The 13,429-nt window shown below is 66.5% G+C and carries 9 protein-coding genes; 1 reads left to right on the top strand and 8 read right to left on the bottom strand.

The window, feature by feature from the left end; genetic code table 11:
- Nucleotide 1 precedes the first annotated feature (1 nt).
- From AC5ZH6_RS06050 to AC5ZH6_RS06015, 8 genes are all read right to left on the bottom strand, one after another.
- Nucleotides 2-1,441, bottom strand: coding sequence for a tyrosine-protein kinase domain-containing protein (locus tag AC5ZH6_RS06050; protein WP_231386730.1), 1,440 nt, complete (start codon nucleotides 1,439-1,441; stop codon nucleotides 2-4).
- Nucleotides 1,428-2,861: an MATE family efflux transporter gene (locus AC5ZH6_RS06045; RefSeq protein WP_020172181.1), complete on the bottom strand. Its 1,434-nt coding sequence runs from the start codon at nucleotides 2,859-2,861 to the stop codon at nucleotides 1,428-1,430. The genes AC5ZH6_RS06050 and AC5ZH6_RS06045 overlap by 14 nt, the downstream gene beginning before the upstream one ends.
- Nucleotides 2,848-4,251: an oligosaccharide repeat unit polymerase gene (locus AC5ZH6_RS06040; protein WP_211542343.1), complete on the bottom strand. Its 1,404-nt coding sequence runs from the start codon at nucleotides 4,249-4,251 to the stop codon at nucleotides 2,848-2,850. Before AC5ZH6_RS06040 ends, AC5ZH6_RS06045 begins: the two co-directional genes overlap by 14 nt.
- Nucleotides 4,248-5,357 carry a polysaccharide pyruvyl transferase family protein gene (locus AC5ZH6_RS06035; protein ID WP_020172183.1) on the bottom strand — a complete coding sequence of 370 codons (1,110 nt, stop codon included), beginning with the start codon at nucleotides 5,355-5,357 and terminating at the stop codon, nucleotides 4,248-4,250. Before AC5ZH6_RS06035 ends, AC5ZH6_RS06040 begins: the two co-directional genes overlap by 4 nt.
- A complete protein-coding gene (locus tag AC5ZH6_RS06030) occupies nucleotides 5,354-6,433 on the bottom strand; it encodes a glycosyltransferase family 4 protein (protein WP_051110357.1) in 1,080 nt (359 codons plus the stop codon). The genes AC5ZH6_RS06035 and AC5ZH6_RS06030 overlap by 4 nt, the downstream gene beginning before the upstream one ends.
- 14 nt (nucleotides 6,434-6,447) lie before the next feature.
- Complete coding sequence (locus AC5ZH6_RS06025; protein ID WP_020172185.1) at nucleotides 6,448-7,515, bottom strand: glycosyltransferase family 4 protein; 1,068 nt, start codon at nucleotides 7,513-7,515, stop codon at nucleotides 6,448-6,450.
- Nucleotides 7,516-7,684: 169 nt separating this feature from the next.
- Nucleotides 7,685-9,205 carry a sugar transferase gene (locus tag AC5ZH6_RS06020; RefSeq protein WP_496168673.1) on the bottom strand — a complete coding sequence of 507 codons (1,521 nt, stop codon included), beginning with the start codon at nucleotides 9,203-9,205 and terminating at the stop codon, nucleotides 7,685-7,687.
- A gap of 510 nt (nucleotides 9,206-9,715) precedes the next feature.
- Nucleotides 9,716-10,939 carry an IS4 family transposase gene (locus AC5ZH6_RS06015; protein WP_496167491.1) on the bottom strand — a complete coding sequence of 408 codons (1,224 nt, stop codon included), beginning with the start codon at nucleotides 10,937-10,939 and terminating at the stop codon, nucleotides 9,716-9,718.
- A 490-nt stretch (nucleotides 10,940-11,429) separates the two neighbouring features.
- On the opposite strand from AC5ZH6_RS06015, the gene AC5ZH6_RS06010 reads away from it, so the two are divergent.
- The gene (locus AC5ZH6_RS06010) at nucleotides 11,430-12,743 is read left to right on the top strand and encodes an ISL3 family transposase (RefSeq protein ID WP_496167932.1); all 1,314 of its coding nucleotides are present in this window, start codon (nucleotides 11,430-11,432) and stop codon (nucleotides 12,741-12,743) included.
- Nucleotides 12,744-13,429 lie beyond the last annotated feature (686 nt).

Here is a 13,429-nt window from a genome sequence, read left to right as displayed (position 1 = left end):
CTCACCGCCGTGCACCCAGGCGGCCGCGGGGCGTCGAGCCCTCGACGGATGCGGTGGAGTTGGGCTTGCCCAGATCGTTGCTGTAGTAGGTGTAGCCGCCCGAGTAGGCGCTGGTGCCGCGTCGGACACCGTTGAGCACGAAGCCCAGCAGAGCGACACCGGCCACCTCGAACTGGCTGGTCACCGCACGCAGATCGGGAGCCAGCGTCTTACCCGAACGTACCACCAGCGCAACGCAATCGACCCACTGCGACATCACGACGGCGTCGGTGACCGGCAGCACCGGCGGTGAGTCGATGATGACGAAGTCGAAGCGCTCGCGTAGTTCGGCGATACCGTCGGCGGCGCGGCGCGAGCCGACGAGTTCGGCCGGATTGGGCGGCACGGACCCGGCGGCGAGGATGCTGAGCCGCTCGGTGCCGCTGGGCTGGACGAACTCCATGATCGACCCCTCGCCGCCGAGGTAGTCGGTGAGGCCGACGTGCGGGTTGATCTCGAGTGCGGTGGCCACCGCCGGACGACGCAGGTCGGCATCGACGAGGATCACCGTCTTGCCGGCCTCGGCGAGGCAGCGTGCCAGGTTGACCGCGGTGGTCGTCTTGCCCTCGGCCGCACCACCACTGGTGATCAGGATGGCCCGGACCGGGTCGTCGACGTTGGCGAAGGCGAGGTTGGTCCGCACCATCCGGAACGCCTCGGCCAGTGCCGAGGCCCCCTTGTTGAACGGCACCAGACTGGTGTCGCGCAGGTCCGCCGAGAACGGCAGCGACCCGAAGATCAGGCTCGACCCGATGTCCTCGAGATCGGCGGTGGAGGTGACGGTGCGGTCGAAGCGGTTCTTGACGAACAGCACGATCAGACCGAGCACGATGCCGATGAGGAACGCCAGCAACGTATCCCGGACGGGTTTGGGTGACACGGCCTGCGTTTTGCTCTCGGCGTGGGTGACCGGGGTGACCTTGGCCAGTGGTTGACCGCCGGCCGCCGGACTCTCCAGGGTCGCCACATATCCCGACAGGCTGTCGGCGACCGCGTTCGCGATCTGCGCGGCCTTCTCCGACGAGCCGGCGTCGGCACTGATGTTGAGCATCACGGTGTCGGGTTTGGCGGAGGTCTGCAACGCCTCACGCACCTCGTCGCGGGTCATCCCGAGGTTGCCCTGGCTGATGGCCCGGTCGATGACCTCGTCGGAGGAGGCCAGTTCGGCGTAGGAGGCCACGCGCTGTTGGGAGGCCAGCGATCCCTGATAGGCGGTTTGCGCCGAGGCCTCCGATCCGGATGTCACATACACCGCAGCGGTGGCCCGGTACACCGGACTCTGCAGCATGGAGTACCCGAAGCCGCACAGGGCGACCACGATCCCGCAGGCCAGGACGATCCACCAGCCACGGCGTACCGCGTCCAGCACGGGAGCGACCCGTCCTGGGTCATTCGTGTCCACCGACACCGACTCGACTCGCATGGTTGCTACCTCTCTGGTTGACGCTCTTCTGGAAGCGACCGACCGCGTCATCGCGGTTGGCTCGCAACGGTTCTGGGGATGGGGGCGATGCGGGCGCACCGCCCGGTACGCGGGAGAACAGCAGCGCGAACAGTGACGCGATCAGTACCCACGACATAACGATCATCGCGACGAAGGCACCGGTGACCGAACCCAGCCAGGCGCCGAGGGGGCAGACGATCAGGGCGAGCGCCCCGACCATGGTGCGCACCCGCACCACCGACCACGTCTGGCGCGCGGCACGCACCAGCACTCCGGGGACGGCTTCCATCGCCGCGGAGAACCGGGCCAGGCCACCGATGAGGATGAACGGCGCGGCGTGCGCCCAGGTGTCGCCGAGCAGCGCACGGCCCAGCGAGTCGGGCAGCATCAGCAGAATCAGCATCGAGGTGCCGATGGTGACGGCGATGGTCGCGGTCATGCCGATGGTGTCGGTGCCGATGTCGGCGCGGGTGAGCCGGCCGCGGGTGACGATGTGCGACAACACCACGCTGCGCAGGTAATTCGTGACGACGTTGGTGAGTCCGTAGATGACGATGACGCTGCGGAAGGCGGCTACGTCGGCGACCCCGGATACCGCGGCGATCACGAACACCAGCGCCCATTGCAGCAGCGCGCCCCACACCGACTCGTAGAAGAAGCTACCCAGGTACGGGCGCGCCGTCGTCACCCACCGGCGCAGCGGGTGCAACGGTAGTCCGCCGCGGATCAGGTGGATCACCAGGGGCACAACGGGTGCGGCGAACATCACCAGGATCGCTTGATCGGCGCTGCCGCCGCCGGCGAGGGTCGCGGCGAGCAGCGACAGTTGGGCGATCGCGACGACGACGTCGAGCAGCAGCAGTGAGGCGGTGTCGAGCCGGGAGATGTAGACGAAGCGCAGGGTGTCGTAGCCGAGGATGATCGGCGAGACCACCAGGCACAGGCAGCAGATCTGCACCAGCCGGTTGTCGATGACGGCGAAGCCGATGCCGCCGAGCACAGCCAGGATCAGCGGGACGATCAACGAGACCCACACGACTGCGCGGCGGAGCTCGCCGGCGTCGATGTCGTTGCCCCTGTTGCCTTTGTCGCCGTTGCCGTTGCCCCCGGTGCCGTTGCTACCGCCGCTTTTGTCGCCACAGAGGACGACGAGCGGTTCACCGGTGACCGAACGCGCCATCGCCGTGAGCGCCTGGTAGAACACCATGGCTCCGGCGAACAAGCCGAGTTCGGCGGTGTCGAGGTAGCGGGCGGCGATCACCAGGAACAAGAAGCTGGCCAGGCTGACCACGGCCTGGTCACCGGCACCGAAAACCATCGCCCGGGCCCGTGGGCCCGGCCGGGACAGCTTCTGCCGCAGCGACTTACCCGGACGCATGGATCTCCCGGCGTTTCGGTCCGGGCAGGAGGACGGCGATCACCAACAGTGCCAACAGGATCGGGATGAACCGGCCCTGCGACCAGTAGATGATCCGCGACACCTCGAGCAGACCCATGATGGTCAGCGAATAGGCCAGCAGCGACACGAGGCTGCCCTGGGTGGCGCGGTAGAACAGGTAGCCGACGGCGAGGCCGAGGAGGAACCAGTACAGCATCGACAGCGGTGTGCCGAGGTCGGCGTCGGTGATGAGGAAGGTGCCCTGGTTGTTGAACTCGGGGTTGGCGCTGTTCTCCAGCATCATCTTCCACCACTGTTGGGGGTCGAGTCCGGCGATCTCGGGTCGTCCGGCGATCATCGACATCCCCGGCCCGTCCCACACCGCGGCGAACGAGTAGTACGGGTCATGTGGTTTGCCGGCGACGGCCGCGTGGTACATGGCGCTGTTGTTGGCGGTGGTGACGTAGTAGCCGGCCAATCGGGTGGAGATGTATTCGGTGAAGCTCGTCGTCACGATGTTGCGGTAGTACAGCCAGCTGCGGGAGTATTCGAACACCGCGAACAGACCCCAGATGGCCGGGATCGCGAAGAACGGTGCGGTCTTTCGCATCACGCGTTCGATGGGTCCGCCCCGCGCGATCTGAGCGCCCGGCGCCGTGCCCGTGCGCATCGGTTGCACCGCGAAGTACAGGAAGATCAGCGGCAGACCGACCTCGATGATCGCGAGGCGTTCGCCGTAGAAGAACGAGCGGTAGACGGCCAGGGCGACGAGGACCACCATCTGCCAGGTGTAAGCGCGCACACCCATGCGGCGCAGCATCATCATCACCCCGGCGGCGACCGGCCCGAGTTGGGTGAAGGTGGTGATCCCGGCGACCGGCGGGTTCATCTTCTTCAGCGCGCTGATCGCGCCCTCCTGCAGGGTGATCACGTTGACGAAGTCGGTGACGGTGGTCCCGCGCAGGAACGACAGGGCGATCCAGATGCCGTAACCGAAGAGCGCCAACACGAATGCGCCGACGGCGATCGCCCGCAGCCGCGCCACGGCCGAGGCACTGACCCGCACGATCGTCACCCCTGGTCGCACCCGCAGCGTGAACACCGCCAGACCCACCAGCAGGCTCAGGCCGGAGAGGAAGCCGGTCATCCCGATGGTGGCGTCGATGTAGCGCGGGGTCTTCCACAGGGTGAACGCACTTGTCGGGATCAACGCGGCCGAGATGGGCAGCAGCGCAACGAAGATCGCGGCGATCCACAGCGGGTGGAACCACCACGGGATCATCAGGCGGAAGCCGTGTTCACCCGCCGCCAACCCGGCCGGCGCGCTGCGCGACTGCTCCGCCCGCCCGGGTGGGCCGGCCTGCGGTGCGGCGAGGTGGGGCGCCGTCATCCCGGATGTCCCGCCAGCGCGTGGAGTTCGGGGGTCAGGCCGACGCTGGTGCGCAACCGGTCCCGCAGTTCGCGCCACCGGGCGCGGTGGGCGTCGGCGCGGTGGGCGAGCAGTCGGTCGTAGGTCGCGCGTTCGGCGGGATCGTCGAGGAGTCGGGCGACCTGTTGTTCCACCACGGCCGGGGTGAAGCTGCGGAAGTGATGGACGTAGGCGTCGAGCCCGAGGTCGGCGAAGGCTCCGAAACCCTTGCGTTCGTAGGCGAGGTGGATGACGTAGTGGCCGGCTTCGAGGGCCATCAACGCGGCGTGCAGACGCATCGCCACCACCACCCGTGGTTCGGCGCGCGGGTCGAGAAGCTCACGCGGGGTGAGGATCTCGGCCGGGCCGAGTGATTCCATCACGGTGGTGTCGTTGTTCCCGGCGACCGCGCTCTGCACGTAGCCGTCGAATTTGCCGAGCATCCCGGCGAGTTCGGTGACCGGACGCGGCAGCGTGCCGCGGACCGAGCGCACCGAGAGCACCACCCGCGGCATGGTCGTGCGGCCCGGGGCGGCGGCGTCGTCGGTGCCGCGGTCGGCGACCGAGCCGCTGATGATCGCGACGTCGGGGATGCGCGCGATGTTGGGGGCGGTGCCGAGTTCCTCGATGCTGCGGTCGTCGCGCAGGCACACGGCGTCGAGTGAGCCGATCATGCTGCGTACCAGGCGTCGGGTGGCGCCGCGGCTGGGTCCGATGCTCTGCGGGAGGTACACCGTCGGGGTCTGGGTGCGGCCGGCGGCCAGCAGTTGCGGTCCGTGCACGATCGCGGTCTTGACGGATTCGACGCCCGACCCGAAACGCAGGTAGCCGCCGCCGACCCCGACGACGAGGTCGTAACCGTCGAGGTTGCGCAGCACCTGCAGGTAGCGGCGCGCCTCGCCCAGTGATCCCGGTTTGCTCGACACGCACCGAAGGCCCAGGTACTGAAAGGATTCCGGGTATGCCGCGACGAGGTCGATGTCGGTGTCGGGGCCGAGTGCCTCGGTGATCAGGTCCACGGCCCGGTCGACGAGCATGCCGTCGCCGAGGTTGTCGGAGCTGTAGCAGTGCAGCAGGGCGACTTTCATGTCAGTAACTCCTCGTAGACAGCCAGGTGCGCCTCGGCGCTGCGCTGCCAGTTGAACTGTCGGGCCCAGTCACGTCCGGCGTCGGCGAGCCTCGTGCGGGTGTCGTCGTCGGCGACGGCGGCCAGAGCGTCGGTGATGCCCGCGGCGATGGCCGACTCGTCGATCTCGGCGAGTTCGAAGGCGGGACCGGCGACCTCGGCGAGTGCGCCGCGCCGCGAACACAGCACCGGGCAGCCGTGTGCCAGCGCCTCGAGGACCGGTAGCCCGAAACCCTCGTAGCGGCTGGGGAACACGAACAGCCGGCAGTGACGCATCAGGTGTTCGCGCTCGGAGTCGCTGACGAATCCGAGGTGGAGGACCCGGGGTGAGTTGGCGATCTCGGCCATGATCGCGTCGGCGGCCCACGCCGGTTTGCCTGCGATCACCAACGTCACCCCAGCGGGGACGTCGTCCATGGCGCGGATGAGCGCGGCGACGTTCTTGCGGGGCTCCAGGTTTCCCAGATACAGGATGTAGTCGTCGAGGGCCCGGATGGTCGTGCGGACCGGTGGGTCGTTCTCGTCGGTCTGGGCGGGCGCTGGGCCTTCTGTTCCCGTCTGCTCGATGCCGGTGTGCTCGATGCCGGTGTGCTCGATGCCGGTGTGTTCGATGCCGTGGTAGATGACGTCGATACGGTTCGGGTCGACGTCGAAGACTTCCGCGACGTCGATGGCACTGGCCTGCGAGACGGTGATGATGCGGTCGCAGGAGTCGATGGCACGCGCGACCCGGGTGCGCCAGATCCGTTCGGCCATCGGGGTGCGGCCGGTGTCGATCCATCTGCTGGCCACGCCGTGGACGGTGACCACCGACGGGACACGCGTGCGCACCAGCGGCCCGGTGTCGGCGACGTAGTGGACGAGATCCAGCTCGGTGGAACGGATTCCGGCTGCGGTCTCGCGCACGGTGTTGGCCAGCGGGTGGCCGAGTCCGCCGAATCCGTCGACGGTGTGGCCGCGGTCGCGCAGTTGCCCGGCCAGCGACCGCGCGTAGGTCGTGTTGCCGCCGACGTGGCGGTCGAGGATGCGCCTCGGCATGCCCACCCGCACCGCTAGGCTCCCTCGGCGAGGCAGGCGTCGTAGCAGTCGACGAAGGCCTGACGCTGCTTGGTCTTGTTCATCGTCGAGAGCACGCGCACGGTGCGGTCGACGACCTCGTCGTGGTAGTCGTCGTCGGCGACGATGTGGTGGATCTGTTCGGCCACCTCGGTGACCGTCGATTCGCAGACCAGTGGGGTGCCGTCGAAGCAGGGGATGTCGCGGACCACGGTGGGGATGCGGTAGCTCGCGGCGTCGAGGACCGACAGGGGGAACCCTTCGTAGAGTGCGCTGTGCACGTAGACGTCGATCGAGCGGAGCAGCGCGTCGAGTTCGTCGTCGCCGACCCAGCCGGTCACCGTCACCCCGTTGTGTTCGAGCAGTCGCCTGGCGTCGGGGTCGCCGTCGCCGATCCAGATGAGCTCGGCGTCTTCATGTTTGCGCTGTAGTGCCTTGGCGAGCTGGGCGAAGAACCGCGGGTCCTTCTGCGGGCAGATCCGGCCGATCATCGCGACCCGGGCCCGCTCATGCCAGGGTTGTGTCGCGGTGCGCAGCGGGTCGGCGGGTTCGCGGTGCGCGGCGTTGGGTACGCGCACGACGTGGGCGCGGCCGAGGCGCACGCCGATCATGCTGCGCGCCACCGACTCCTCCTCGGGAGTCAGTACCACCATGGTGTGTTTGCGCAGACTCAGGAGTTGTTCGGCGGCCCGGAACACGCCTTGTTTCCAGCCGGCGCGTTGCGGGTCCTGCAGCACGAAGCAGTGTGGCTGGTAGATCGTGTGCACCGGCAGAGCCGCGGCGCGACAGAAGAATCCGGCCCAACTGGAGTGCGCATGGACCAGATCGGGTTGCAGTTGACGGGTCCGGGTGCGCAGGTCGCCGATGGCGCGCAACGGGTCTCGGGAGAGTTCGGTGACCGACGCGAACTCGGCGGTACCGGAGCCGACCGATCCGCCCGCGGCCAGCAGGTGATGCTCGTATTGCGGGGTCAGCGAGACGATCTTCTCCACCGCCCGGCTGATGCCGCCGTCATAGACGTTGGTGGTGTGCAGGATTCGGGGGGTATGGGTCGGGTACGACATCGGGCTCTCGTTTCTCGCGTCGGTCGTGGATGTCGGTGGTGTGTCTGGCGGTGGTATATGTCTCTGGGGGGAATGGACCGGACGGCGTCGGCGGGTACTCGCGGGGGTGGGGTTACTCAGCACCCGACGGCGCCGTCCGGGGTCTGGGGGCGTCCAGGTTGGGGCGCGCTCAGTAGGCGCCGGTCTTGTCGAAGACCGCCCGGACGGTGCGCCACAGGATCAGCACGTCTTGCATGATCGACCAGTTCTCGACGTAGGAGAGGTCAAGGCGGATCGAGTCCTCCCAGGACAGATCCGAGCGGCCCGACACCTGCCAGAGCCCGGTCATCCCGGGTTTGACCAGCATGCGTCGTGCGATCCGCCCGTCGTACTGCTCGACCTCGTCGGGTAGCGGTGGGCGCGGGCCGACCAGGCTCATCGTGCCGCCGACGACGTTGAACAGCTGGGGCAATTCGTCGAGGCTGTAGCGGCGGATGATCTTGCCGACCCGGGTGATTCGCGGGTCGTCACGCATCTTGAACAGGACGCCGTTGCCCTCGCTGCGCGCGCGGAGATCGGCTTTGACGCGGTCGGCGTCGACCACCATCGACCGGAACTTCCACATCTGGAACGGCGCATTGTTCACCCCGATCCGGGTGGCGCGGTAGAAGATCGGGGCGCCGGTGTCGAGCACGATCGCCAGCGCGACCAGGCACATCGCCGGCGCCAGGGCCAGGATCAGTACCGCCGCGCCCACCCTGTCGACGAGCGCCTTGCGGAATCGGTTGGCGCCTTCGTAGCGGGGTTTGTCGATGTGCAGCAACGGAAGTCCGGCAACCGGGCGCACCGTGAGTCGGGGGCCTGCGACGTCGGCGACGCCGGGGGCGACGAGCATGTCGACGTCGACGCGCTCCAGGCCCCAGGACAGTTCCTGCATGGCGTCGGGGCCGAGAACCTCGGCCGAGCTGACCGCCACCACCGATGCGTCGGCGGAGTCGACTGCCGCCAGCACGTCGTCGAGGTCACCGTGGACCGGGATCGCATGCTCCCCCACCTCGATGTGTGGGGGCAGCGGCGCGACGGTGCGCGGGAGGCACACCCCCACGACGTCGTACCCGAGCTGGGGTGTGTGGGTGAGCCGGCGCACGAGCGATGTCGCGGTGTCGCGGCTGCCGACGACCAGGAGCTTTTCCATGTTCAGCCGGTTGCGGCGTTGACGAGACAGGTTGCGGCGCCACAGATATCGCGACACGAGCAGGGCGATGGTGCCCAGCGGCAGCGCCAGCAGCAGGAAGCCGCGGGCGATCTGCAGCCGGAAGATCTGGTCGACGATCGCCAGTGCGCCGAAGACGGCGAAGCAGGCCGTGGCCACGCGGCTGTACTCCTGTGGGCCGGACCCGACGACGCGACGATCCAGCGCGTGGTTGGCACGTAAAGCCATGAGCCACAGGATGATCAGGATGAGGGCCACGCTGGTGGCCGGGATCTCGACTTGTCCGCGCTGGCCGAACGGGTTGCCGGTGCCGAACCGGAGAAGGTGCGCGACGGTGACCGCGGCGATCACGATGACCGCGTCGGAGATGGCCAGCCGGGCCAGGTACTTCTTGCTCCATTGGGGGCGACTACGACGTGCGCCGATGTCGGGATTGCTGTCTTGTGTTGCGTCTGAACTCCACACGTTCAGCGCCGATGCTTGCCCTGACGGACTCACCACACCTCCCGCGATCAGATCTCGGTGGGGCGATGCCGGCCGGGCGGTCGCATCATCGCCACCGCCGGCCTTCTCGCGGCTCGGCCTCTTCGCCGAGCCAACCTGCGCGCTGTTTGCGCGGGCCCATGACCGCCCCGAACCACTCTTCGGCCATGTTCACGTGAATCAATCAATGCGGGACAGTTGACAAGATCCCGTTGATCTTTAGCACGGGTCAACATTAACCCCCGTTTACCCGGACCACAACGCCGGATTGGAATTCTTTTGTGACTTCTCCACCGTTTGACAGCCACACCGAACGCGATTAACGGCAATACCGTTCAGTTAAGCGGGTCGGTTGTGTAGATCGGTGACTGTGTCGGTTGCGGCCAGGAGGCGTGGTGAGCGCGTTTGACGTGCCATTTCACGTATTTGCGTTTGACGACGCGTGGGTTGGCTCGTCGTCGACGTGCGGGGTTGAGTCTGCGTGTGAGGCGAGTGAGGAAGGTGAGCCAGCTGCGGCTGGTGGTGTCAGGGTCGTGAGGGGGGAAAGTCGCCCTGGTGGGCGACCGATTGGCGGGTAATCCTCAGTGCGGCAACGAAACTGACCCTGTCGGGGTCGTGGCCGGCGTGACCGGCGGCCTCGACCATCAACGACCGGATCGCATAGTGACAACACAGATGCCCCCAAATCTCCTGCAGCACAAGATCAGGAGACTTCGAACGCAGCACGGTACGGGGCCCGCGCTGGTGGGTTTTCAGCTCATCGAAGGCAATCTCGATCTCCCACCGCTCGGTATAGGCCGCAGCCAACTCGACCGCACCGACTTCGTCAGGGTCCAGGATCGTGGTCAGCAACCGATAGTGGTCGGCGTTCTCCCGGCCGTCATCGATGGTGTAGTCGATCACCCGCACCAGCATCGGCTCAGCGCGCCGCGCCGCGGCCGAATGTGTCTGGTGCAATTCGGCCAGCCACGAGCCATCCGGAAAGTCCTTCACATGTCGTGGTAACGGCCCTGTACCTGAGGTCTTCACCCGCCACAACAGATCCGCGTTGGTCGCTATAGCTTTGCGCCACAACGCATACGAGAACACTCCACGATCAGCCGTGACCAGCATCCCCGGTGTCAGATGCGGTAGCAACGACTCGATCAGCACCGCCTCGGACTGGGCGTAGGTGCCCACCGCGGCGGCGAAAATGGCGTGCGTGCCGCACTCGGCGAGCGCCACCACCCGCGCCATCGGGAACGCCGCCCGCTCACCCTTGTTCACCCCGGGCCGCCCGAAATACTCATCGTTGACCGGCGTGTCGGCGACATCAAGACACGTCCCATCCACAGCAACCAGCCGCCGCCCCGCCAACCACACCCCAGGCGTCGATTCCCGCCCCAACGGCACTGCGACCCGCTCAAACAACGCCTTCATCGGCGCCGACCCCAGACGAGACCGCGCCTGAAAGATCGCCGACTTCCCCGGAACGCGATAGGACTCCTCCCACCCCGACGCCCACGACAAACCATCCGTGAGCTGGGATAACACATCCTCATACGAGCCCTCGGCATACAACGCCATCCCGATCGAGAAATACGCCATCACCCGCGCCGGCAACGCCCGATGACGCACCTCGGTCCGGCCCGCCGCTGCGATCACCTCGTCCACCACATCCGGCGGAAACGTCCGCGTCAACACGCCCACCGACACCACATCCGACAACCGACGATCCGACTCAGGCTTCACCCACCCAGCACGAAGCATACCCTACAAACTACACCCATGTAACCTTAACTGAACGGTATTGCGATTAACGGAGATTCTTCGCTTTGCTCAACAAATGCCCGATCGCCGATCGGCCGCAGGGCCATGACCAGCGCGCCCGGGTCGGACGTTCTGTCCGGTCGCAGCGTTACGGACCAGAGTCCAGATTGCTTGATCCCAGCGAGTGTGACGGTCTTCACAGTGCTTTCTTGCGTGCCAATACCTGTATTTCCGCCATGTAAACCAGCAGTACAATGGGCATCTTGGTGTCATTTCACTCAGATCCCGAACGCCAGCTTTGCGAGACTGGATTCTTGATTCTCGTGAATCCATCGTTCCGCGATTCCAGGCCACGCAAAGAGGCTCTTCAAGGTTGAGCGGGCGAGGCCTGGTCAGCGGGCCGGCGTGTCGTTGAGGTGAGACGCCCCCGGTCTCCGGAAATCTGGATGTTGCGAAGCATTCAAGATTTCGGTGAAGGAGTACCAGGGGCATGGCCGATGCTACGTCGTTGTTGTTGGGGTTGGAAGGAGTGGAGGTCGTCGGGGTTTCTCGGCGCGCCGACGGGACTCGGATCGTTGATGTCGTGACGGCCGATCGGGCGGCGGCGAGGTGTCCGGACTGTCGGGTTGCTTCGAGTTCTGTGAAGGGCCGCGCGATCACCAGTCCACGTGACATCCGCTATGGTGATGCACCAATTCAGTTGCGGTGGAACAAGACACGCTACTACTGCCGTAACGCTGGCTGTGTGCGTCGCTCGTTTACCGAATCGATCCCGCAGGTACCGGCACGACGACGTACCACCACCAGACTGCGGACTCAGATCGGCCGCAGCATCGGTGAAGCAGCCCGCTCGGTGACCGAGGTTGCCGCTGGGGCGGGCGTGTCGTGGCCGACTGCACACGCCGCGTTCGCCGCCCACGCCGACGAGGTCTTGACCGACCCGAAACCGGTGCTGGTACTCGGTATTGACGAGACCCGCCGCGGCAAGCCCCGCTGGACTCGTGATGCTGCCGACCGGTCCTGGCTACGCACCGACCCTTGGGACACCGGGTTCGTCGATCTCGGCGGCACTCAGGGCCTACTCGGCCAGGTCGAGGGCCGCACCAGTGCCGCGGTCACCGACTGGCTCTGCGAGCAGACCTCGCAGTTCCGCCACGCGGTGAGGCATGTGGTCATCGACCCGTCGGCCGCCTACGCCGCCGCAGTCACCGACACCCTCTTGCCGAACGCGCAGGTGGTGGTCGATCACTTCCATCTGGTCAAGCTGGCCAACGACATGGTCACCGCGGTCCGGCGCAGGGTCACTTTCGATACCCACGGCCGCCGCGGCCGCAAACAAGACCCGGAATGGGCCAACCGGAGACGGCTGCTGACATCGCGAGAACGTCTGTCGGACAAGTCATTTGCGAATATGTGGAACGCCCTGATCGACAACGATCCGACCGGCCAGATCTTGGCTGCCTACATCGCCAAAGAAGAGCTCCGCACACTGCTCGCCGCCGCTCGTGACAGCGTCGATGATGCCGAGATCCGCGCACGTCTCTATCGGTTCTACAGCTGGTGTGCCGACACCCAGATCCCCGAGGTCACCAGGCTGGCGACCACGATCGAGACCTGGTGGCCAGCGGTCTTGGCGTTCCTGCACACCGGTCTGACCAACGCGCGTACCGAGGGCTACAACCGCCTGGTCAAACAGGTCAAACGCGTGGCCTGCGGGTTCCGAAACACCGAAAACTCACGCCGCCGGATACGATTCCACTGCACCCGCGCCCAGCGGGCCAGCATCCAGCAATTCCACTGCTGAGCAGTGCCCGCCTAACTTCGAAGAGCCCGCAAAGAATGCCGAGGAATCCCGTGCATGAATGGTGAGGACGCGTCAAAGAATGTCGCCAAGAATGCATTCCTGGTGAGCTCGTCCGATCATCGAGCCGCTTTCCCTCTGCCCAATGGACCGCCGGAGCGTGGCCCCCTCCGATGGTCGAGAAGCACCACCCTTCGACACCGCCGAGCGCGATCCCCTCCGCTGGTCGAGGAGCGCCGAGCAAGCACGACGCGTCTCGAGACCACCGCAACCGCCGACTACGAATACAACTTCCACCGGAGAGGACTACCGACCCCCAAAATCGGGGTTTTCGGGCCGATTCCGTGGAAGTTATATTCGTACCGGGCCGGCACCCAGCACCGGGTCACCACGTCTCGAGGCTCCTCGCCTAGCGGCTCGTCACACCTCGACGACCGGGAAAGGGCCGCCCCCACCCGATGATCGAGGAGCGCCACCCCTCGATGCCGCCGGGCGCGATCCCCTCCGCTGGTCGAGGAGCGCCGAGCAAGCACGACGCGTCTCGAGACCACCGCAACCGCCGACTACGAATACAACTTCCACCGGAGAGGACTACCGACCCCCAAAATCGGGGTTTTCGGGCCGATTCCGTGGAAGTTATATTCGTACCGGGCCGGCACCCAGCACCGGGTCACCACGTCTCGAGGCTC

It is taken from the genome of Gordonia sp. YC-XJ4, from assembly GCF_059511865.1.
Note: the sequence above shows the minus strand (reverse complement) of the source record. Positions and strands in the feature narration are given on the sequence as shown.

Excerpts from the sequence above, each read along its gene's own strand:
- AC5ZH6_RS06015 (WP_496167491.1), bottom strand. The coding sequence starts at position 10,939 with ATGCTTCGTGCTGGGTGGGTGAAGCCTGAGTCGGATCGTCGGTTGTCG.
- AC5ZH6_RS06035 (WP_020172183.1), bottom strand. The coding sequence starts at position 5,357 with ATGAAAGTCGCCCTGCTGCACTGCTACAGCTCCGACAACCTCGGCGAC.
- AC5ZH6_RS06010 (WP_496167932.1), top strand. The coding sequence starts at position 11,430 with ATGGCCGATGCTACGTCGTTGTTGTTGGGGTTGGAAGGAGTGGAGGTC.
- AC5ZH6_RS06025 (WP_020172185.1), bottom strand. The coding sequence starts at position 7,515 with ATGTCGTACCCGACCCATACCCCCCGAATCCTGCACACCACCAACGTC.
- AC5ZH6_RS06045 (WP_020172181.1), bottom strand. The coding sequence starts at position 2,861 with ATGCGTCCGGGTAAGTCGCTGCGGCAGAAGCTGTCCCGGCCGGGCCCA.
- AC5ZH6_RS06040 (WP_211542343.1), bottom strand. The coding sequence starts at position 4,251 with ATGACGGCGCCCCACCTCGCCGCACCGCAGGCCGGCCCACCCGGGCGG.
- AC5ZH6_RS06030 (WP_051110357.1), bottom strand. The coding sequence starts at position 6,433 with ATGCCGAGGCGCATCCTCGACCGCCACGTCGGCGGCAACACGACCTAC.